This window comes from Bacillus alkalicellulosilyticus (assembly GCF_002019795.1).
GTDB classification, from domain to species: Bacteria; Bacillota; Bacilli; order Bacillales; family Bacillaceae_F; genus Bacillus_AO; species Bacillus_AO alkalicellulosilyticum.
In genome coordinates this window covers 3,734,703-3,757,399 of record NZ_KV917381.1, presented here as the reverse complement: position 1 = coordinate 3,757,399, position 22,697 = coordinate 3,734,703, and the positions used below count along the sequence as shown (strand labels likewise).

19 protein-coding genes are annotated in these 22,697 nt (G+C 38.0%); 16 read left to right on the top strand and 3 right to left on the bottom strand.

Annotation, left to right across the window (positions count from 1 at the left end):
- Positions 1–54: 54 nt before the first annotated feature.
- Together ytrI and ytrH are read right to left on the bottom strand one after the other, a co-directional pair.
- Positions 55–558 (bottom strand): sporulation membrane protein YtrI, encoded by a 504-nt coding sequence (gene ytrI, locus BK585_RS18810; RefSeq protein ID WP_078555475.1) that lies wholly within the window; start codon positions 556–558, stop codon positions 55–57.
- Positions 555–890 (bottom strand): sporulation membrane protein YtrH, encoded by a 336-nt coding sequence (gene ytrH / locus BK585_RS18805; RefSeq protein WP_078555474.1) that lies wholly within the window; start codon positions 888–890, stop codon positions 555–557. Before ytrH ends, ytrI begins: the two co-directional genes overlap by 4 nt.
- Before the next feature lie 121 nt (positions 891–1,011).
- Between ytrH and BK585_RS18800 the strand changes: the two genes are divergently transcribed.
- The 8 genes from BK585_RS18800 (at position 1,012) to BK585_RS18765 (ending at position 11,681) form a co-directional block, all read left to right on the top strand.
- Positions 1,012–4,389, top strand: coding sequence for a DNA polymerase III subunit alpha (locus BK585_RS18800; protein WP_170885646.1), 3,378 nt, complete (start codon positions 1,012–1,014; stop codon positions 4,387–4,389).
- Positions 4,390–4,491: 102 nt separating this feature from the next.
- Positions 4,492–5,724 (top strand): NADP-dependent malic enzyme, encoded by a 1,233-nt coding sequence (gene ystJ, locus BK585_RS18795; RefSeq protein WP_078555472.1) that lies wholly within the window; start codon positions 4,492–4,494, stop codon positions 5,722–5,724.
- Between the two features lie 28 nt (positions 5,725–5,752).
- Positions 5,753–6,397 (top strand): FadR/GntR family transcriptional regulator, encoded by a 645-nt coding sequence (locus BK585_RS18790; protein WP_078555471.1) that lies wholly within the window; start codon positions 5,753–5,755, stop codon positions 6,395–6,397.
- A gap of 88 nt (positions 6,398–6,485) precedes the next feature.
- On the top strand, positions 6,486–7,331 hold the full coding sequence (gene accD / locus BK585_RS18785) for an acetyl-CoA carboxylase, carboxyltransferase subunit beta (protein ID WP_078555470.1): 846 nt from the start codon (positions 6,486–6,488) through the stop codon (positions 7,329–7,331).
- Positions 7,332–7,345: 14 nt separating this feature from the next.
- Complete coding sequence (gene accA / locus BK585_RS18780; protein ID WP_078555469.1) at positions 7,346–8,323, top strand: acetyl-CoA carboxylase carboxyl transferase subunit alpha; 978 nt, start codon at positions 7,346–7,348, stop codon at positions 8,321–8,323.
- 120 nt (positions 8,324–8,443) lie between these two features.
- Positions 8,444–9,403 (top strand): 6-phosphofructokinase, encoded by a 960-nt coding sequence (gene pfkA / locus BK585_RS18775; RefSeq protein ID WP_078555468.1) that lies wholly within the window; start codon positions 8,444–8,446, stop codon positions 9,401–9,403.
- A gap of 38 nt (positions 9,404–9,441) precedes the next feature.
- The gene (gene pyk / locus BK585_RS18770) at positions 9,442–11,196 is read left to right on the top strand and encodes a pyruvate kinase (protein WP_078556905.1); all 1,755 of its coding nucleotides are present in this window, start codon (positions 9,442–9,444) and stop codon (positions 11,194–11,196) included.
- An 89-nt stretch (positions 11,197–11,285) separates the two neighbouring features.
- Entirely contained in the window at positions 11,286–11,681 is a 396-nt protein-coding gene (locus BK585_RS18765) for an FxsA family protein (protein ID WP_078555467.1), read from the top strand.
- 232 nt (positions 11,682–11,913) lie between these two features.
- On the opposite strand, the gene ytvI is transcribed toward BK585_RS18765, so the two are convergent.
- Positions 11,914–13,041 (bottom strand): sporulation integral membrane protein YtvI, encoded by a 1,128-nt coding sequence (gene ytvI / locus BK585_RS18760; protein WP_078555466.1) that lies wholly within the window; start codon positions 13,039–13,041, stop codon positions 11,914–11,916.
- A 157-nt stretch (positions 13,042–13,198) separates the two neighbouring features.
- Between ytvI and BK585_RS18755 the strand changes: the two genes are divergently transcribed.
- The 8 genes from BK585_RS18755 (at position 13,199) to hflC (ending at position 22,506) form a co-directional block, all read left to right on the top strand.
- Positions 13,199–13,660 (top strand): DUF441 domain-containing protein, encoded by a 462-nt coding sequence (locus BK585_RS18755; RefSeq protein WP_078556903.1) that lies wholly within the window; start codon positions 13,199–13,201, stop codon positions 13,658–13,660.
- A 252-nt stretch (positions 13,661–13,912) separates the two neighbouring features.
- Positions 13,913–15,028 carry a citrate synthase gene (gene citZ, locus BK585_RS18750; RefSeq protein WP_078555465.1) on the top strand — a complete coding sequence of 372 codons (1,116 nt, stop codon included), beginning with the start codon at positions 13,913–13,915 and terminating at the stop codon, positions 15,026–15,028.
- Positions 15,029–15,123: 95 nt separating this feature from the next.
- A complete protein-coding gene (gene icd, locus BK585_RS18745; protein WP_078555464.1) occupies positions 15,124–16,392 on the top strand; it encodes an NADP-dependent isocitrate dehydrogenase in 1,269 nt (422 codons plus the stop codon).
- Positions 16,393–16,581: 189 nt separating this feature from the next.
- Positions 16,582–17,526 carry a malate dehydrogenase gene (gene mdh / locus BK585_RS18740; RefSeq protein ID WP_078555463.1) on the top strand — a complete coding sequence of 315 codons (945 nt, stop codon included), beginning with the start codon at positions 16,582–16,584 and terminating at the stop codon, positions 17,524–17,526.
- Between the two features lie 280 nt (positions 17,527–17,806).
- Positions 17,807–18,526: a response regulator transcription factor gene (locus BK585_RS18735; RefSeq protein WP_078555462.1), complete on the top strand. Its 720-nt coding sequence runs from the start codon at positions 17,807–17,809 to the stop codon at positions 18,524–18,526.
- Complete coding sequence (gene pnpS, locus BK585_RS18730) at positions 18,519–20,303, top strand: two-component system histidine kinase PnpS (protein WP_078555461.1); 1,785 nt, start codon at positions 18,519–18,521, stop codon at positions 20,301–20,303. Before BK585_RS18735 ends, pnpS begins: the two co-directional genes overlap by 8 nt.
- 327 nt (positions 20,304–20,630) lie before the next feature.
- On the top strand, positions 20,631–21,587 hold the full coding sequence (hflK, locus tag BK585_RS18725; protein WP_078555460.1) for an FtsH protease activity modulator HflK: 957 nt from the start codon (positions 20,631–20,633) through the stop codon (positions 21,585–21,587).
- Positions 21,577–22,506 (top strand): protease modulator HflC, encoded by a 930-nt coding sequence (gene hflC / locus BK585_RS18720; RefSeq protein ID WP_078555459.1) that lies wholly within the window; start codon positions 21,577–21,579, stop codon positions 22,504–22,506. Before hflK ends, hflC begins: the two co-directional genes overlap by 11 nt.
- Positions 22,507–22,697: the final 191 nt, after the last annotated feature.

Below are 22,697 nucleotides of genomic sequence, written 5' to 3'. Positions count from 1 at the left end.
AATTACATTTATTATACCTCAAAACAGGCAGTACTGAGAAAGCTCACGGTATGATTAATTTACAATTTCAATTTTCATATGAAGCTCAAGGGTCGTATAGATATACATTTCGTCTCGGATTAAGCGGTATTTTCTTTCTCCGATTTCAAACACTTTGTTTTCGATCGAACGCAGCAATAATTCCTTTGTTTCGACGACAGAAGAAATGCTTTTGCCTTTTACCTCTTTTAGTTCGTTGCTGACACTGTGCTGAAGTTCGTAAATGGTCAATTCATTTAATTTTAATTGTCTGTCATTGGAAAAGGTAATTTTAATTTCTTGTACCGTTAGCCTTTTTTCTTTTTCCTCATTCAACCTCGTTTCTTCATTCCTTAACTTTTCAATCGTTTCTTTTTGCTCTTCTATCGTAATGTTTTTCATTTTTATATCATAAATTAATTTCTCGTGAATGGTTCCGAAGTTATAAACAAAAAAGGCCCACCCTATTAGCATACCTAATAGGACTCCACCAAAAAAACGTTGCCATCCAGGGCGGCGGTAATAGGGGGGAATTCTCATGGTGCTAAATACTCCTGAGTAATCCACTGAATAATCGTCGTCCCAGAGTGGGCGCCACATAAAGCAGAAAATATCATCATCAGTGTTTTAAAAATATCATGATGATTGCCGTCAAATAGCCCTCTTTCTAAACTAGTAAAAGCATCAAAAGTACCGCCGATGGCTGCAACAAGAGCCCAAATCTTTAAACTACCTGCTAAGTCTTGTATTGTTCGTAACGGAGGATTGCCTGTTAGATAAGCACCAATTCCACCGATTATGGAACCCCCGATAATAACCCCAAAGGCAACGAAAAAGTTTAATACAAGAGTTTCGACTAACGTCCGTTCCATGGTGTGCCTCCTTCTTTCCTTCAATTGACTTCATTATTACTATGTATAGCTCGTCTGCTATAGGAATATGCTTGTTTTTTTACTAGGGCTTATCCATACTATAGAAAAGAGAAGTTACGGAATGGAAAAGGTGATTATTATGGCATTTACTCATTTACATGTACATAGTGAGTTTAGCTTGCTTAAGGGTAGTTGTCGGATTAAAGATATCATCCAAAAAGCAAAGGCTCATCACATGAGTTCAATCGCAATAACAGATCAAAATGTTGTGTATGGATTAATTCCCTTTTATAAAGCATGCAAAAAAGAAGGCATTCATCCGGTACTGGGGTTAGAAATTGATTTGGTTACAAAAAACGAGACAGGAAGTTATTCTCCGACACTTAGCAAAGTAGTTGTTCTCGCTGAAAATGAAATCGGCTACCAAGGGCTTTTAGCATTGTCAACGGCTGCCCAAATGAATGGACTTCGTTACCCAGCTGTTTTAAAAGAAATCATCTTTCAACATAAGGAAGGTCTAATCTTTATTCTCCCATTTGAAGGTGGAGAAGTATCACAGGCATTACAACGAAAAAATGTGAATGAAGCAATTGACATCATTACGCAATATCTTACTGAAGTTGGAAAAGAACATGTTTTTATAGAATTGCAAATGCATGAAAAGGCAGATAAAGAAACTGTGCAACAATTGCTTAGCCTATCAGAGCGGACAGGATGTCAATTGGTAGCGACGAACCATGTCTTCTTCTTAGATAAACAAGACTTTGAGGTATATCAAACGGTAAGTGCTATCGGGCAGGGAGAGAAGCTCTCATCTCTTTCTTTTGAACTGAAGGAGTCCCAGTATTACCTTAAATCTGAAACTGAGATGGAGAGGCTCTTCTCCTTTATTCCCGAAGCTTGCACAAACACAGAAGTTATTGCTAGACGTTGTCAGGTAGAGCTTAGCTTTAAGCAAAATCTTTTACCTAAGTACCCGCTTCCTGCAGGAGTAAGTGCTCATAATAGATTACAAGATCTTTGTTATGAGGGATTGGAGAAAAAATATAAGCAACCGACCGAGCTGGTAAAAGAAAGACTTCGATATGAACTAGAAGTTATCGAAAAAATGAATTTTAGTGACTATTTTCTAGTTGTATGGGATTTCATGAAATTTGCTCATGAGCAAGGAATTATTACAGGACCTGGAAGGGGTTCAGCTGCAGGGTCTCTTGTTGCGTATCTACTAAACATCACGAAAGTGGACCCGATTCATTTTGAATTGTTATTTGAACGATTTCTTAATCCAGAACGAATTTCAATGCCAGATATTGATATCGATTTTTCGGACCGTCGTCGGGATGAGGTTATCCAATATGTCGCTAATAAATATGGAAAAGACCATGTCGCTCAAATCATTACCTTTGGTACGCTAGCAGCAAAAGCAGCCATCAGAGATGTTGGCCGTGTTCTTAGCATAGATGTACCAATAATCGATAAATTAGCGAAGCAAATTCCTAGTGTTCCTGGTATCACGTTACAACAAGCATTACGAGATAACAATCAATTCTTGTCATTGCTCGAACAATCGTTACCTAGTCGACAAATCTATGAACTAGCCAAAAAGGTAGAAGGAATTCCTCGACATGCCTCTACGCATGCTGCTGGAGTGGTGATTGGCGATGCGCCTTTACAAAAGTCAGTTGCTCTTCAACCTGGACAAGCCGATATTGCGTTAACCCAGTATCCAATGGGCATACTTGAAGAAATTGGATTGCTTAAAATGGACTTCCTCGGTCTACGGAATTTAACGTTACTTGAAGATATTCTTCATTTAGTAAATGAAAAGTTTGGAGTTGAACTTGACCTTGAGAACATCCCATTTGATGACGAAAAAGTGTACGAGCTCTTAGGTAAAGGAGAGACTACAGGTATTTTTCAGCTTGAGTCGGATGGGATGCGTAAAGTATTAGTGAAATTAAAACCAAATGATTTTGAAGATATTGTCGCTGTAAACGCGTTATATCGGCCCGGTCCCATGCAGTTTATTGACCAATACATCGGAGCAAAACATAAAAAAATAGAAGTAAATTATCTTCATCCGAGTTTGGAACCGATTTTAAAGAAAACGTTTGGAGTCATTGTTTATCAAGAACAAATCATGCAAATCGCAGCAACAATGGCAGGCTTTTCACTAGGAGAAGCTGATATTCTTCGGCGTGCTGTAAGTAAAAAACAACGAAATGAACTAGAACTCCAGAGAAAACGCTTTGTTACGGGAGCGATAGCTAAAGGGTTTGATGAAAAAGTGGCGAGTCAAATTTATGATAGTATCGTTCACTTTGCTGATTATGGATTTAACCGAAGTCATGCAGTAGCTTATAGTGTGATTGCGTATCAGTTAGCTTATTTAAAAGCAAATTACCCAACTGCTTTTTATACGGCATTATTAGAAAGTGTCGGATTCCATGAAATAAAGTTATTGCAGTATTTTAGAGAAGCAAAGAGAAACGGAATTTCCGTTCTCCCGCCATCAATTAACCAAAGTGATGTTGTGTTCACCTTAGAGAAAGACAGCATCCGCTTTGGATTTCAATCATTAAAAAACATTGGAAGAATTGCAGCAGAAGAAATTGTCAATAAAAGAAGAGAGAGGGCTTATCACGATTTAATAGATTTTTGCTTGAGAATTGATGTGAAAAAAGTGTCACGAAAAGCAATTGAGACGTTAATCATATCCGGTTGTTTTGATGAGTGTGGCAACCACCGTGCACAACTGTTAGCATCCCTTGATGATGTCCTAACATATAGTGAGGAACTGAAAGCATCTAGGGAAGAAAGTGGACAACTTTTTAGCATAGACGAGGCTAAACCACCATATTATGATGTACCACCGTTTACTGAAGCTGAAAAGCTAAAGTTTGAAAAAGATGTAGTTGGCTTTTATATATCAGGGCATCCTTTAACAACCTATTCAAAAGTTGTGAAGGCATATGGATGTCTATCAACTTCTAAGCTTATTGATGTACGTGGAAAAATTAAAGTAGCAGGTCTGGTGGAGCAACTGCAGAAAATCCGAACAAAAACGGGTAAAGAAATGATGTTTTTGACAATTACTGATGAAGAAGGGGAACTTGGAGTAACGATTTTTCCAGAGACACTAGCCACATATCGTCATCTACTTGCCGAAGGAGTCATGCTGTGTTTTGAAGGCAAAATAGATGTTAGAAATAATAAAACATCCTTACTAGTCGATAGGATAAAAAGGCTAGAGGACCTTCAAAAACAACGTGTCTTTCTAAAAATTGAACCGAACCGTGAGAGTCGTGAGCTTTTAATCAAAATAAAAAATACTTTGGCTTTGTTTCCTGGCGATGCCGAGGTTGTTCTTTATTATGAGAGTCAAAGTCGCTATGTTCAGCTCCCAGAAAGCGATTGGATTACCGTAAATCATGATGTAATTATGCAACTAAAAGACGTACTCGGAGAAAAAAATGTAGTTGTAAAAACGAATAGTTGATGTAACCTGATTGACTATTTGTTATAATAAGAATTCAGTGGTCTGACCAGTACACGAATAAAAGGCTATCCATGGTTGGATAGATTGAAGGAGTGTGGTTTCATGGCAACAACGAGAGAAGAGGCATTACATATTCACCGTGTAAACAAAGGTAAACTGGAATCAAAAGCAAAGGTTCCTGTAAGAAATGCGAGGGACTTGAGTTTAGCGTATTCACCTGGCGTTGCAGAACCTTGTAAAGAAATTTTTGATAATAAGGAAGCTGTTTATGATTACACAATGAAAGGGAATATGGTCGCTGTTGTAACAGATGGAACAGCTGTATTAGGACTAGGAAACATAGGGCCAGAAGCGGCTCTACCAGTAATGGAAGGAAAAGCTGTTTTATTCAAATCCTTTGCAGGTGTAGATGCATTTCCAATTTGCTTAAATACAAATGATGTTGAAAAAATAATTGAAACCGTGAAGTTATTAGAACCAAACTTCGGTGGAGTGAATTTAGAGGATATTGCGGCTCCAAACTGTTTTGTGATTGAGGAAAGACTGAAAAAAGAAACGAACATTCCAGTGTTTCATGATGACCAGCACGGAACAGCTATTGTAACTTTAGCAGGTCTTATTAATGCACTAAAGATAACAGGCAAGAAACTGTCTGAGATTAAAGTCATTGCAAATGGAGCAGGTGCTGCTGGAATAGCAATTATCAAGTTGCTTCAACGCATGGGGGTTCGAGATATCATCATGTGTGATTCAAAAGGCTCTATTTTTGACGGTCGTACATACGGAATGAATAGCATTAAAGACGAAGTTGCTAAATTCACCAACCGGGAACGCATCGAAGGAAGCCTAGCAGAGGTTATCAAGGGCGGAGATGTTTTTATTGGTGTCTCAGTAGCGGGTGCACTCACAAAAGAGATGATTCAATCTATGAATGAGGACCCGATTATTTTTGCGATGGCTAACCCTGACCCTGAAATCATGCCTGATCTTGCCAGAGAAGCTGGAGCCAAAGTTATTGGAACAGGACGTTCGGATTTTGCAAATCAAGTAAATAATGTGTTGGCGTTTCCAGGCATTTTTAGGGGTGCTCTCGATGTTCGTGCCACGCATATCAATGAAGAGATGAAGGTTGCTGCGGTATACGCGATAGCTAATTTAATAAATGAATCAGAGTTGACTCCTGAATACGTCATTCCTGCTCCGTTTGACCCGAGAGTCGCTCCTGCAGTCGCTTCCGCCGTAGCGACTGCAGCAATGGAAACTGGGGTGGCAAGGAAAAATGTCGACCCTGAGGAAATAGCTGAAAAAACAAAAAAACTTACGATGATAGAGTAGGTCGACGCAAATAAGAAAGAGGGAAAGAATGCAACAATCGAAAGTTTATATTGAAATCTTAAAAGAGTTAAACGAAATTATAATAAATGATCAACTGCAAAATGGAGACAAACTCCCATCAGAACGAGAGCTTAGCGAGCGACTTCAAGTAGGTCGTTCATCGGTTAGAGAAGCGCTCCGAGCTCTTGAACTGTTAGATTTGATTGAAACCAAAAGAGGAGAAGGGACATTTATAAAAAAAGCAGGTAGTTACCGATTGGTTGAAATTGTCCTTTCTTTTGTTTTGCGAGATGAAGTTGCTAGAGCTGACCTAGCAGAAACTCGTAGAATCATAGAAGTAGAAGCCATGAAATTAGCTTGTCAAAGGATAACAACTGACACGCTAACAGAACTTAAACAGTTGTTAGGAGAGGCAAAAGAAGAAGCTAGTTTGGGACAGGTACCGCTCGAAAAGGATTACCTATTTCATAAAAAGATTGTTGAGGCTAGTCAAAACAAATTGTTAATTAATATTTGGTTGCCTCTCGTTGAATATCACAAAGCAGCCACGGAACAAAAGGATATAAAAGATTTCACGAACGAACATGAAGATATATATCAAGCGCTTGTTGAAAAAAATGAGCAAAAAGCGGTTCAAGTTTTAACGCGACATCTAGAAAACAGTTGGTTTTAAGTGGTGTTTTCATTGATGGAAAAAGAGAGTATATGGTATGATTGGTTAAAATTTTCAAAAAGGACTTCTATACTAAAGAGGTGTGACTGTGTTAAAAGATTTTTTTTCTAAGAAGAAAAAGTATGCTACTATCCCTTCGGAACGAGCGAAACAAGAAGTGCCAGAAGGACTCATGACAAAGTGTCCGTCTTGTCGGACAATTATGTATACGAAGGAATTAAAGAAAAATAAAATGGTGTGTGTATCATGTGATTTTCATCACAGAATGACGGCTTATGAAAGATTAGAATGTATATTGGATGAAGGCACATTTATTGAATTTGATAAAACAATGATTGCAGAAGATCCGCTTGGGTTCCCGACCTATCTTGACAAGCTTGAGAAAGACCGTGAAAAGACAAAATTAAACGAAGCGGTAGTTACTGGGCAGGGGTTACTTGAAGGCATTCCTACTGTGATTGGTGTCATGGACCCTCGTTTTAGAATGGGAAGTATGGGTTCTGTAGTTGGAGAAAAGATTGCAAGAGCGATTGAAAAGGCAATCGAACATAGACAACCTTTCATCCTCTTTTCCGCTTCAGGTGGCGCTAGGATGCAAGAAGGTGTTCTTAGTTTAATGCAAATGGCAAAGACAAGTGCGGCTCTTAAAAAACTTGATACCCAGGGCGGATTATTTATTTCAGTAATGACGCACCCAACAACGGGCGGGGTTTCTGCTAGCTTTGCATCACTTGGTGATTATAATTTTGCTGAGCCGGGTGCATTAATTGGTTTTGCGGGAAGAAGAATTATTGAACAGACGATTCGTCAGGACCTTCCAGATGACTTTCAAACGGCCGAATTTTTACTAAAGCATGGTCAATTAGATAAAGTCATTCATCGCAAGGAAATGAAAGAAACATTGGCTAAAGTTCTAGAAATTCATTATAACTAGGGAGGTGAATAAATATGGCGAATGATTTAGCTTTTGAAAAGCCAATCGTAGAATTACAAGATAAAATCAATGAGTTAAAGGCCTTTACAAAAGAGAAAGACATTGACTTATCTGATGAAATTAAAAAGCTTGAGACGAGACTTCAGGCACTTGAAAAAGATATTTACGGTCAGTTAAAACCATGGGAGCGAGTACAGATCGCACGTCACAGTGAAAGACCAACAACATTAGATTATATCGAGCACTTATTTACTGATTTTATTGAAATGCATGGGGATAGATTATATGGTGATGATGCTGCTATTGTTGGTGGAATTGCAAAATATAAAGGAAAAGCAGTCACTGTTATAGGTCATCAACGAGGAAAAGATACAAAAGATAATATTTTTCGTAACTTTGGAATGCCTCATCCTGAAGGGTACCGTAAAGCTCTAAGACTAATGAAACAAGCAGAAAAGTTTTCCCGTCCAATTGTTTGTTTTATTGACACAAAAGGTGCATATCCTGGAATGGCAGCTGAAGAACGTGGGCAAAGTGAAGCTATCGCAAGGAACCTACTTGAGATGGCTGGGTTAACTGTGCCAATTGTTTGTGTTGTCATTGGTGAAGGTGGAAGTGGTGGAGCATTAGCATTAGGTGTTGGCGACCGAATCCATATGCTAGAGAATTCAACATATTCAGTTATCTCTCCTGAAGGTGCAGCAGCATTATTATGGAAGGATGCTTCTCAGGCACAACGTGCAGCTGAAACGATGAAAATTACAGCTCCAGATTTAAAGGAGCTTGGTGTCATTGATGAAATTATTCCGGAAGTAAAGGGTGGGGCTCATCGAGATATTAAAGAGCAATCAGATGCGATTGATCTTGTTCTAGAACAGTCACTACAAGAGTTATCTCTATACTCGAAAGACCAACTTGTTGAAAAACGTTACGAAAAATATAAAAATATCGGAAAATATTCGTTTGTAAACGATGCCATTAGCGTAGAATAAGGGGAAAGTGCTTTCTTCAATAAAGGAAGCACTTTCTATTTTGTCGAGTAGACTATTGTTTTCATCCAATGAAAGTGGTATTTTGAATTATAAAGACCATTGTGATAGGAGGTTTACATAATGAAAAAAATTGGAGTATTAACAAGTGGTGGCGATTCTCCGGGGATGAATGCTGCAATTCGAGCTGTTGTGAGAAAAGCAATTTTTCACGGCTTAGAAGTGTATGGTATTTACAACGGGTATGCGGGGTTAATCACAGGAAATATTAAAAAGCTTGAGATTGGTTCTGTAGGAGATATTATTCACCGTGGTGGTACGATGCTTTATACCGCTCGATGTGAAGAGTTTAAAACGCTTGAAGGGCAAGTGCAGGGAATTGAGCAACTAAAAAAATTCGGGATTGAAGGGTTAGTCGTCATTGGGGGTGACGGTTCATACCGTGGCGCTCAAAAGTTAACTGAACATGGCTATCCAACCATTGGCGTTCCTGGTACCATTGATAACGACATTCCAGGCACTGATTTTACAATTGGTTTTGATACCGCTTTGAATACAGTTATTGATGCGATAGATAAGATTCGTGATACGGCAACTTCACATGAAAGAACGTACATAATTGAAGTGATGGGTCGTGATGCGGGTGACTTAGCTTTATGGTCTGGTTTAGCTGATGGAGCCGAAACGATTATTATCCCTGAAGCACAATATGATATGGGGCAAATCGTTGAAAGATTAGAGCGAGGTCATAAACGTGGCAAGAAACACAGTATTATTATTGTTGCTGAAGGGGTAGGAAGTGGCGTTGAGTTTGCAAAACAAATCGAAGAAGCGACCAACCTTGAAACAAGAGTAACCGTGTTAGGTCATATTCAAAGAGGTGGCAGACCGACTGGTTCAGACCGTGTCTTAGCTAGCCGACTTGGAGCAAAGGCAGTAGAGCTTTTATTAGAAGGGAAAGCTGGAGTGACAGTTGGAATTCAAAATAATAAGCTTGTGTACCATGACATTACAGAAATTTTAAAAGTTCCACATTCAATTGATTTAGAGATGTACAAGCTGTCACAAGAATTATCGATATAAAAAAAACTTAATGTAGGTGTAAGGAGTTGGAAGGAATTATGAGAAAGACGAAAATTGTATGTACGATTGGACCAGCAAGTGAGAGTTTAGAAAAGTTAACAGAACTTATTGAAGCAGGTATGAATGTAGCCCGTTTAAACTTTTCGCATGGTGATTTTGAGGAGCACGGTGCTAGAATTAAGAATTTACGTGAAGCATCTGCTAGAACAGGTAAAACGGTTGCTATCCTTCTTGATACGAAAGGACCAGAAATTCGTACGCAAACATTAGAAGGTGGCGTAGCACAATTGGTCCAAGGAGAAGAGCTTATTCTCTCCATGACTGAAGTAGTTGGAACAGAAAAGAAAATCTCAATTACATACCCTGGATTAGTAAATGATGTTCATCCAGGTTCAAAAATCCTGTTAGATGACGGTCTAATTGGTCTTGAAGTAATCGAAGTAGGACAAGATGAAATCCGTACAAAAATTTTAAACAGCGGAACGCTTAAAAATAAAAAAGGTGTTAATGTACCTAATGTAAGTGTGAATTTACCAGGAATTACAGATAAAGATGCAGCAGATATTATTTTCGGTATCGAGCAAGGTGTTGACTTTATCGCTGCTTCTTTCGTGCGTCGTGCAACTGACGTATTAGAAATTCGTGAATTGTTAGAAAAGCACGGTGCAACTGACATCCATATCATTCCAAAAATTGAAAACCAAGAAGGTGTCGATAACATCGATGAAATTCTTGAAGTATCTGATGGTTTAATGGTTGCACGTGGAGACTTAGGGGTTGAAATTCCAGCAGAAGAAGTTCCACTTGTTCAAAAAGAACTAATTAAAAAATGTAACATAGCAGCTAAGCCTGTTATTACTGCAACACAAATGTTGGATTCCATGCAACGTAACCCAAGACCAACAAGAGCAGAAGCCAGTGATGTTGCAAATGCAATTTTTGATGGTACAGATGCAATTATGTTATCTGGTGAAACAGCAGCTGGTGATTATCCAGTTGAATCCGTTCAAACGATGCATAACATTGCAAGAAGAACAGAACAGGCACTTAACTATCAAGAACTATTATCAAAACGTGTTAAATTAACTAGCCCTTCAATCACAAGTGCAATCAGTCAATCAGTTGCACATACGGCTTTTAATTTAGATGCATCAGCAATTATTACGGCAACTGAAAGTGGATATACGGCTAGCGCGACTTCAAAGTATCGTCCAAAGTCTCCAATTATTGCTGTAACAAGTAATGAAAACGTACTTCGCCGTCTTTCACTTGTATGGGGAGTATACCCTCAACTTGGACAAGTTGCAGAAACTACAGATGAAATGCTTGATATTGCTGTGAAATCATCATTAGCATCAGGATACGTGAATCATGGAGATCTTGTTGTTATTACTGCAGGTGTCCCTGTTGCTGAATCAGGAACAACTAACATCATGAAAGTACATGTCATTGGCGAAGTTGTCGCTAAAGGACAAGGTGTTGGTGTAAAGACAGCAACTGGTAAAGTAGTTGTTGCTAAAACAGCACAAGAAGCACTTGATAACATGGTTGATGGAGCTGTTTTAATTACTACAGGTACAGATAAAGATATGGTACCGGCTTTTGAAAAGGCATCAGCTGTTATTACAGAAGAAGGTGGATTAACTTCACATGCGGCAGTGGTTGGTCTAAACTTAGGTATCCCAGTCATTGTAGGAGTAGAGAATGCGACAAACTACTTTGAAAATGGTGAAGAGGTTACAGTAGATAGTACTCGTGGCTATATTTATAGAGGACAAGCTAGAATCTATTAAGGTATAATATAGGGGTGTTCTAAGGATAATTCATCCTATAGAACACCCTTAATTACACTTATTCGCTTATACTAAAGGAGAAGATAACGATGTATCGTATATTAGTTCTCTTATTAATTGTTATACCTGCGCTTGAAATTGGGGTTCTCGTGTTATCAAGTAATTATATTGGAATTCCGATTACGATTTTACTGGTTATCTTAACAGGGATTATTGGGGCATGGTTAGCTAAAAAAGAAGGCATTCATACATTGCGTGTTGCCCAACTTCAGCTTCAAAACGGAGAAATACCAAGTGGCGTCATTGTTGATGGACTTTGTATTTTAGTTGGCGGTGTGTTGCTATTAACTCCCGGATTTATTACAGATGGTATTGGTTTTTATTTATTAATCCCATATACCCGCTCAACAATTAAAGCATTACTGATACGAGTGTTCCAGCGCTTATTTAAGAACGGGAATTTTGTTTTTATCTCTCGAAGATAATTTAAATTGAAGAGGAATTTAACAAAGAAAGACACTGAAGAAAGTTGGTTTATAACTTTTTCAGTGTCTTTTTTTAAAGAAATTTCGTAGAAGCCCTGGAGAATACTCAGGAAGAGCACTGGCTTCGCTCGCTACGCGTCAAACAAGAGAACCCCACTTTTGTTTGTCTTTAAAAGAAGGTAGCGGCTTCGCACAGTGCCTCTAAGAAAAGACCGCTAGCGGTTTTTCTTTTTTATTTCGGAGTTTTATTTTGTCCAGCTAGGATGTAATCACGTAAGTCATGAAAGACATGTGCGTTATATAAAGTCTTTAAGAATACGAGTGAAGCAGGACCGATAAAGAGTCCGAGTAAACCAAAGAGCTGGAAACCAACAAACAGAGCAATTAGTGTGGCCAACGGGTCAACTCCGATACCGTCTGATAATATTTTAGGTTCCATTATTTGTCGTTGAACTAAAACAATTCCATATAGTATTGATAAACTAATAGCAAATGAAAAATCACTCGATACAAACGCATAAATAATCCACGGAATGAAGATAAGGCCAGTACCTAAATAAGGAATCAAATCAACGATAGCGATGACGATGGCAATCGTAATTGGGTAGTCAACTTTAAAAAGTAATAACCCGCTTAGTACGATGACACAAGTAATTGATATTAACGTTAGCTGCGCCATAATATAGCCAACAATCGCTTGTTTTAATCCTTTGATAACTTTTCGAGTACTAGTAACGACTTTCATAGGAACAATATTGCGAAAGAATCGAGTAAGTTTATGCCAATCTTTGCTGATAAAAAAGCTAGACATTAATGAAAAAATAATAACAGTTGCTAAATTAGGCAATGAAATGAGTAAGTCGGACAATCCAGTAAATAATTTTTGTACTGCATTACTTATCGTATTGGCGACTTGTGAAGAAAATGCTTGAACATAGTTCATTATCGTTGCCTGGTGCTCATGGTCGAGCGTATTAAATAGTTTTATAATTGATTCATATAATGGGATAATAATCGTTAAAAAAAAGGTTTCTAAGTGCATCGTAAGCTTTTTAATGTGAACGGGAACCGCAGCAGCTAAATAGTTTGAGCCCGAGATCATTTCAGCAATAAATAACGTTAATAATCCGGCCATTGTTCCAATGAACAATGACAGGGTAATAAAGACAGCAATCCCTCTTTTGAACTTAAGCCTCGATTCTAAAAAGGTAACAAACGGGTTAATCATAAATGCTAGTATAAATCCAAATAAAAAAGGGTATGTTATCGTTGTAATAAAATAAAAAAGTAAAATTGTAACCAAAATACATAAAAAAACAAATGAAAAGCGAAAAGCGATACTAAGGTAAGCTTTATTCAAGGGTTGCGCCCTCCCCTAACTAAGTCATACTAAACTATATGAGACAACCTCTTAAAACATGAGACAAACCTTTGAAACATAGCAAAGTGGAGCAGTGAAGGGATATTTGTGATATAGTATATAAGGTAGAACCTATGTGGAAGGATGTCCAGTTAACTTGATCACACAAGCAACAATTTTTATGTTAATTTTGTTGGTAATCGGGTGGGTTGGTAAAAACAACTCATTAATCATTGCCGTCATTGTATTATTAGCCATTAAATATAGTGGTGTTGGAGATAAGTTACTACCGATTATTCAACAAAAGGGGATAAATTGGGGAGTCACCATTATCACAATAGCGGTATTGGTGCCTATTGTTACAGGTGAAATTGGATTTAAACAGCTTGGGGAAGCTTTTAAATCTCCATATGCATGGGTTGCCATGGTATCTGGAATTGCTGTTGCAGTTATTGCAGCAGGCGGACTAGACTTACTAAAGTCAGATCCGCATATTACTACGGCACTCGTAATGGGAACCATTTTAGCAGTAGCTTTCTTTAAAGGAGTTGCAGTTGGACCATTAATAGGAGCAGGAATTGCTTATTTAGTGATGAGAGTTTTTCAATTATTAACATAACTAAAATAGAAATAGAGATATTCTGAAAAGTCTGATTAGTTGAACTTTTGGGTGTAGACGTAATCTTAAGCATAAAACGTTCACAAAAGATTAAAAAATGTTTATAATTAAGTTGATTGTAAACTTCCTTTCTACATAAGTATCTGTTCTAAATAGGAAAATATATACGATTACGCTTTCCATGGGGGGAATGTATGAGTCATTTTCCGAGGGTGATGTGTACGAAGAAAACAGGGTAAAGGAGAGGTTGAAATGAGTGCAACTAAAGGTTTAGAAGGTGTTGTCGCGACAACGTCGAGCGTTAGCTCAATTATCGATAGTGTATTAACATATCAAGGATATGATATCGATGAACTTGCTGATAATGCGAGCTTTGAAGAAGTGGTTTACCTTTTATGGAACGGACGTCTACCAAAGGCAGACGAGCTAAGTGAATTAACAAAGGAATTAGCTGAAAATGCTCATATTCCTCAAGAAATCACAGATTACATGAAGAGCTATCCTAATGATAAAGTACATCCGATGGCAGCTCTACGTACTGCTGTGTCAAGTCTAGCATTATATGATGAAGAAGCAGATGTAATGGATGAGGAAGCAAACCGTCAAAAAGCTATCCGTCTTCAAGCTAAAATCCCTACAATTGTAACTGCCTTTTCTCGTATTCGTGAAGGAAAAGAGCCTGTAGCACCTAGAAACGATTTAGGGTTTGCTGCTAACTTTCTTTACATGCTTACTGGTGAAGAACCTTCTGATGTTGCGGTTAGTGCCATTGATAAAGCATTAGTCTTACATGCAGACCATGAATTAAACGCATCAACTTTTACAGCACGTGTCTGTGTTGCGACATTATCAGATGTTTATTCTGGTTTAACAGCTGCGATTGGAGCGTTAAAAGGACCCCTTCATGGTGGAGCAAATGAAGCTGTTATGAAAATGCTTATGGAAATCGGCGAACTAGAAAATGTTGAGCCATACATTCGTAAAGCGCTTGATAATAAAGAGAAAATTATGGGATTTGGTCATCGCGTGTATAAAGATGGTGATCCACGTGCAAAACATTTACGTGAAATGTCAAAGCAACTGACTGCATTGACTGGAGAACCAAAGTGGTACGAAATGTCAATTAAGATAGAAGAAATCGTAACTGGTGAAAAAGGCCTTCTACCAAACGTAGATTTTTATTCTGCAAGCATGTACCATAGCTTAGGAATTAAGCATGACTTATTTACGCCAATTTTTGCAATAAGTCGTACATCTGGATGGTTAGCTCATATTTTAGAGCAATACAGCAACAATCGTTTAATCCGTCCAAGAGCAGAATACGTAGGACCTGATAAGCAGTCTTACGTTTCAGTTGAACAACGATAATCGTTTTTTAGGAGGGGGAACCCTCCTCATATAAATTTTTTTTGCCTATGTGGCATTATTAATTTTGTTTCATAACTTTAGGGAGGTAATTGTAAATGGCAAACGGAGAAGCAATTAAAGTAAATAATGGGGTACTTGAAGTACCAAATAATCCAGTAATTCCTTTTATCGAAGGAGATGGAATTGGTCCTGACATTTGGGCTGCTGCGTCTCGAGTATTAGATGCTGCAGTTGAAAAAGCATATAATGGCGAAAAGAAAATTGAGTGGAAAGAAATTCTTGCAGGAGAAAAGGCATTCAATCAAACTGGAAGCTGGTTACCTGCTGAAACATTAGATGCAGTTCGTGAATACATAATTGCGATTAAAGGACCTTTAACTACACCAATTGGTGGTGGAATTCGTTCTCTTAACGTAGCACTTCGTCAAGAATTAGACTTATTCACTTGCTTACGTCCTGTTCGTTACTTCCAAGGTGTACCTTCACCTGTAAAACGCCCAGAAGATACAGACATGGTAATCTTCCGTGAAAATACAGAAGATATCTATGCTGGTATTGAGTATCAAATGGGAAGCGATGAAGTGAAAAAATTAATCGAATTCCTTAAAAATGAAATGGGAGTTAACAAAATCCGTTTCCCTGAAACGTCAGGTATCGGAATCAAGCCTGTTTCTCAAGAAGGAACTTCTCGTCTAGTTCGTGCTGCAATTAACTATGCAATTACAGAAGGACGTAAGAGTGTTACTTTAGTTCATAAAGGAAACATCATGAAATTCACTGAAGGAGCATTTAAAAACTGGGGTTATGAGTTAGCTGAAAAAGAATTTGGTGATAAAGTATTTACTTGGGCTCAATACGATGCAATTGCAGAGCGTGATGGCAAAGATGCAGCGAACAAAGCTCAAGCTGATGCAGAAGCTGCTGGCAAAATCATCGTGAAAGATGCGATTGCTGATATCTTCTTACAACAAATCTTAACTCGTCCTGCTGAGTTCGATGTTGTAGCAACAATGAACTTAAACGGAGATTATATTTCTGATGCTTTAGCTGCTCAAGTGGGTGGTATCGGTATTGCTCCTGGAGCAAACATTAACTATGACACAGGTCATGCTATCTTTGAAGCTACTCATGGAACAGCTCCTAAATATGCTGGTCAAGATGTTGTTAACCCTTCATCTGTATTACTTTCTGGTGAGTTAATGCTTCGTCACCTTGGTTGGACGGAAGCTGCTGATTTAATCATGGCTTCAATGGAAAAAACAATTTCTAGCAAAGTTGTAACATATGATTTTGCTCGTCTAATGGAAGGCGCTCAAGAAGTGAAAACATCTGAGTTTGCTAATGAATTAATTAAAAACCTTTAATCAAACGTAAGGAAAAGAATAGCTAACGATAAGTTAGCTATCCTTTTCCTATTTTTGTTTTTAGAAGCTTTTTTTTGGGGAATTATAACATGGGGTATTCTTTGAGGAATTAATTCTGATTTTGTTGCATTTTTTAGAAAAGGCGGCTTTGTCGCTTATCTTATAAAAACGGATGAGGGGTGTCTGTATATGGCAATAAAAAGAAGAAAGATTTCTGTCATTGGTGGCGGTTTCACTGGAGCAACAACAGCGTTAATGGTAGCTCAAAAAGAATTGGGAGACGTCGTACTTCTTGATATTCCACAAATGGAAGGTCCAACAAAAGGAAAAGCACTTGATATGCTTGAATCTACTCCTGTTCAAGGAATTGATGCAAATATCATTGGTACTAGTAGTTACGAAGACACTTCTAATTCAGATGTTGTTGTCATTACAGCCGGTATTGCAAGAAAACCTGGTATGAGTCGTGATGACTTAGTTAGTACAAATGCTGGCATAATGAAGGCTGTTACGAAGGAAGTTGTGAAATATTCTCCAGACTGCTATATTATTGTTTTAACAAATCCTGCGGATGCCATGACATATACGGTATTTAAAGAGTCAGGGTTTCCTAAGAACCGTGTAATCGGCCAATCAGGTGTGTTAGATACGGCTCGTTTTAGAACGTTTGTTGCTCAAGAATTAAATCTGTCAGTAGAAGATATTACTGGTTTTGTATTAGGTGGTCATGGTGACGACATGGTTCCTCTAATTCGTTACTCTTATGCTGGTGGAATACCTTTAGAAACACTTATTCCAAAAGAGCGGTTAGATGCAATTGTAGAACGTACTCGAAAAGGTGGCGGTGAAATCGTTGGTTTATTAGGAAATGGTAGTGCGTATTATGCACCGTCAGCTTCTCTCGCGCAAATGGTGGAAGCTATCCTTAAAGATAAAAAACGAGTGATTCCTACAATCGCTTATCTAGAAGGCGAATACGGGTATACTGATCTTTATGTTGGTGTTCCAACGATTCTTGGTGGAGATGGCATTGAAAAAGTCATTGAGCTTGAACTTACTGAAGGTGAGAAAGCGGCATTAAGTCGTTCGATCGAATCTGTACGAAGTGTAATGGCTGCACTTCCTAAAGAATAACATACACAAATGCAGGGTGAGGGTTTTTCCTCATCCTGTTTTTTACAGTTTTCTGTGAATGTAAATCAGGAAGGCAAAGGCTTCGCGCACTGCGCGTATTTTACAAGAAAGGCACTTGTAAAACACTTTTAAAAAAGGCAGTGGCTTCGCACCTTGCATATAAGAAAAGCTCCTTACGTCTCTTTTCTTATAATATTTACATGAAATTTACAATTGTTTGATATAATCAAATTGTATTAGCAATATTTACGTTTAATTTATTTAATATTGGAGGACTACGATGTCTCAGAGACTATTAGTTGTTGATGATGAAGAATCAATCGTTATGTTATTGCAGTTTAATTTAGAGCAGGCTGGCTATGAAGTTGTAACAGCAATGGATGGTGCAACTGCGTTTTCACTTGCTCAAGAACAAAAATTTGATTTAGTGATTTTAGACTTAATGATACCTGAAATGGATGGTCTTGATGTTTGTAAACAAATGCGTATACATAAAATAATGACTCCTATTTTGATGCTGACTGCGAAAGACGATGAATTTGATAAGGTACTCGGGTTAGAACTTGGCGCAGATGACTATATGACAAAGCCATTTAGTCCACGAGAGGTTGTAGCAAGAGTAAGGGCTATTTTACGAAGAGTTGGCCAAGTGCAACAAGCAATTGAAACCGTAAATGTTGATAATGAATCTATACAAATAGCGGAAGTACAAATATTTCCGAATAATTATGAGGTTATGTATAAAGGGAAGGAGTTAGAGCTTACACCGAAAGAATTTGAACTCCTTTTATACTTAGCGAATCATAAGGGAAGAGTGTTAACGCGAGATCAATTGTTAAATGCAGTATGGAATTATGAGTTTGTTGGCGATACGCGAATTGTTGATGTTCATATAAGTCATCTACGAGAGAAAATTGAACCAAATACAAAAAAGCCAATCTACATAAAAACAATAAGAGGACTAGGGTACAAAATGGAGGAGCCACAACTAGATGTCTAAGTTTCGCTATAAACTAATTGTTTCCATACTATTGGTAACTTTAATCTCGTTAGCCGGTCTTGGGATTGTTATCGGACAACTCTTTAAAGATTTTTATTTTGACCACCTAACAGATAGAATGGAAAAAGAGACTCAGCTTACTGCATTTTCAGTGAAAGATTTTGACCTTGTATATAGCGAAGAGTTACAAGACCTTGCCCTTGAGTTGAGTACTAGATTAGGTGCACGAATTACGATAATTGCTCCTGATGGAACGGTGGTAGGGGAATCTGCCAAATCACCTTTAATCATGGATAACCATCTCGAACGACCAGAAATCCAAACTGCGCTTAACGGCGAAGGCGGGTATGAAATAAGGTATAGCGATACCGTCAATGCAGACCTTCTCTATTATGCAGTACCTTTGTTGGACGAAAGTGAGCAACTATTAGGATTTGTTCGATTAGGTATACCGATTCAAGCATTAAGTGATGTGAATAAAAACATCTGGACGATATTGATTATAAGTATTTCATTCACCTTTATTGTTATTGTGTCGGTTATTTATCGTATTGCAAATCAAATGATCCAACCAATCGAAGAGGCAACAACAGTAGCGAATCAATTAACTGAAGGGAATTTTCAGGCACGGACTGCAGAAGGGAGAAACGATGAAATTGGTCGTTTAAGTCGTTCTATTAACGTCTTAGCCTATAACCTTGATCAAGTTACAAAACGACATCAAGTGCAACAAGAACGGATGGAAACATTAATTGAAAACATGGGTAGTGGACTTCTTTTTATCAATACTCGGGGAGATATCACTCTCATTAATCGCTCGTGTAAGGATATTTTCCAAGAGGATACGGATAAATGGCTTAATAAGCTTTATTATGAGGTCATTAAGCATAAGGAAGTTATTAGAATCGTTCAAGATATCTTCATGATGGAAAAAAAACAAAGAAAACAAATCAAGCTACCAATTCATATTGAAGTTAGGCATTTTGATGTTTATGGGGCTCCAGTTTTAAGTGAAGAAGGAGTACTCAAAGGGATTGCTCTAGTGTTTCATGACATCACGGAACTTAAAAAGCTAGAGCAAGTCAGAAAAGACTTCGTTGCGAACGTGTCTCATGAACTGAAAACACCAGTAACATCGATTAGAGGTTTTTCTGAAACATTATTAGATGGAGCAATGGAAGATGAGCAGTTACGAAAGAAATTCCTGACAATCATTTTAAAAGAAAGCGAAAGGCTTCAAAGTTTGATCCATGACCTTCTCGAACTCTCAAGAATTGAACAACAATATTTCAAACTAAACTGGCATGAAACGAACATTGCCCATGTTGTTGAAGAAGTCGTAGAACTGTTAAAAGTGAAAGCGGAAGAAAAGAACATTGCATTACTGTATGATGTTGAAGGTGTCCCAATTATGCAGGCAGATGCTGCCCGTATTCAACAAATTATGATTAATTTAGTGAACAATGCTATCACCTATACCCCTTCAGAAGGAAACATTCATGTTAAAGTGAGTGTCAATGAACAACAGAAAATTAATATTATAGTACAGGATAGTGGAATTGGTATAAGCGAACAGGAACTTCCGCGAATTTTTGAGCGGTTTTATCGTGTTGATAAAGCGCGCAGTCGAAATTCAGGAGGGACTGGACTTGGTCTTGCGATAGTCAAACACTTGGTCGAAGCGCATCACGGTTTCATAGAGGTTTCTAGTAAAGTTGGTCATGGAACAACTTTTACGATGACCTTTGATAGAAACGCAAGTGAACCAAAAGAATGATTTACAAAAGATTAACACTTCCTTCACTCGAAATTTACGGTCCTCAACTATAATGAAGAAGAAGTTTCACCATTGCCGTGTAAGCTTGCTCTCTACGATACTCATCCCAGTAGAACTAGTTTACATTACTTTGGAATTACATCCCCTTGAAGACGGAAGCCCCCCTTTAGCTTTCGTCTTTTTTTATTGTTTTTGTTTTTTTGATTGTAGAAATTGTAAATGGTTACTTCTATATTCTTATAATCTTTTATACTATAATATAATTGAAACCTTTTTGGTCGGAAAAACGTAAGTTCAAGTGGGGAAAAAACAGAAAGAGGGGATGACATGGTAACAGTAAAACAATTAGTTATAGGTTTTGTTTCACTATTTGCGATAGGGATACTTGCTTTATTTTTAGCCACGGGCTGGTATACCGTAGATGAAACAGAACAAGCAGCATTAATTACGTTCGGTAAAGTGGATGAAACGATTACAGAACCAGGTCTTCATTTTAAATTACCTTGGCCTATTCAAAATGTTCGAGTTTTACCAAGAGAGACGTTTGCACTACGAGTGGGCTATCAAGAAACAGATTCTGGCCTATCCTACTCAGATGAAGCGAAAATGATTACCGGGGATGAAAACATCCTATTAGCTGATTTAATTGTGCAATGGCGTATAACGAATCCAGAACAATACTTATTTAATAGTAATGACCCAGAAGGAATTCTATTTAATGCTTCTTCAGCTTCACTCCGTGGAGTCATTGGTAGTTCTTTGATTGATGAAGTATTAACAGATCAGAGACCTGAAATTGAAGCTAGAGTAAGAGAATATTTAATAGAACTTATAGAAGCTTATGAAATTGGAATTACCGTCATGGATGTTAAACTTCAAGATGTCGAACTCCCAAATGAAGAAGTTCGTCAAGCCTTTATGGAAGTAACCGACGCAAGGGAAGAGCGTTTAACAAAAATTAACGAAGCTGAAAAATATCGAAATCAGCTGATTAATGAAGCTGAAGGGGAACAGGATGCAGTTATTTCTCGTGCAGAAGGAACTAGTATTGAACGAGTAGAAAGAGCACGTGGTGATATAGCACGATTTAACGCACTTTATAACGAGTATCGACAAAATCCAGACATTACACGTCAGCGACTTATCCTTGAAACACTTGAAACGGTGTTGCCTGGGACAGACATCTATATTTTAGACAGTAATAATGATACGGTTAACTACCTACCAATTCGACCAATTGAACGTCGACCAGAGGCTGAGGGAGGAGTAACTAATGAGCGATAATATTGTAGATATCAATGAAAGACGCCCTAGTGATGAGTGGAAGAAGTACACTGGGCTTGGTATAACGATTGTCATAATTATTTCCTTATTTTTGATTGTGATTAGTAATTTATTTATCGTTGAGCAAGGAGAATACAAGGTTGTAAGACAATTCGGTGAGGTTGTCCGTGTGGAAAACGAACCTGGATTAAGTTACAAGATACCTTTTATTCAAACGGTAACTTCCATACCAAAATATCAAATGAGTTATGATGTTACACCTGCTGAAATCAATACAAGAGATAAAAAGAGAATGTTAGTTGACAACTATGCGGTTTGGAAAGTTGAAGACCCGCGATTAATGATTTCTAATGCACGTTCAGTAGAAGGTGCCGAGTCAATCATGGCTAACTTTATTTTCTCGGTTATCCGTGCAGAATTAGGTCAACTTAATTATGATGAAATCATCAATGATGAAGCATCAACTCGTGGAAGTTTTAACGAACGGGTTCGTGATCGTGTGAACGAGCTATTAACTCGAGATGGTTATGGGATATCAGTTACAGATATTCGTATGAAACGAACCGATTTGCCTGAAGAGAATGAGCAAGCGGTGTTTAGAAGAATGATCTCAGAGCGTCAATCAACTGCACAAGCTTACTTATCTGAAGGGGATGCCGAAGCAAACCGAATTCGTGCGCGGACAGACCGAGATGTTCAGCGCATTGTTTCAACAGCAACAGCGGATGCCAATGAAATTATTGCCCAAGGGGAATCAGAGGCAGCACAAATTTATAATGATGCCTTTGGAGTTGATCCGGATTTTTATAATCTTTATCGAACGCTCCTTTCCTATGAAACAACAATTCAAGATGAGACGGTTATTGTCTTGCCAGCAAATTCGCCTTATGCCCGTTTGTTAATGGGATATACTGAATAATAATAACGAGAGGAGGGTGGGACAAAAGGTTGTTTTTTAACCTTTTGTCCCACCCTTGCCTCGTCTTTTTTTTAGAGATAAAGGTAAAAATATGTGGGTAATGTGTTGGAACAAGCGGTATTTGATGGCTCAGAAGTGGAAGCGTTATTTCTGTAATGATAAAATAAATGTAGAAGGATGAAGAAAGCAGG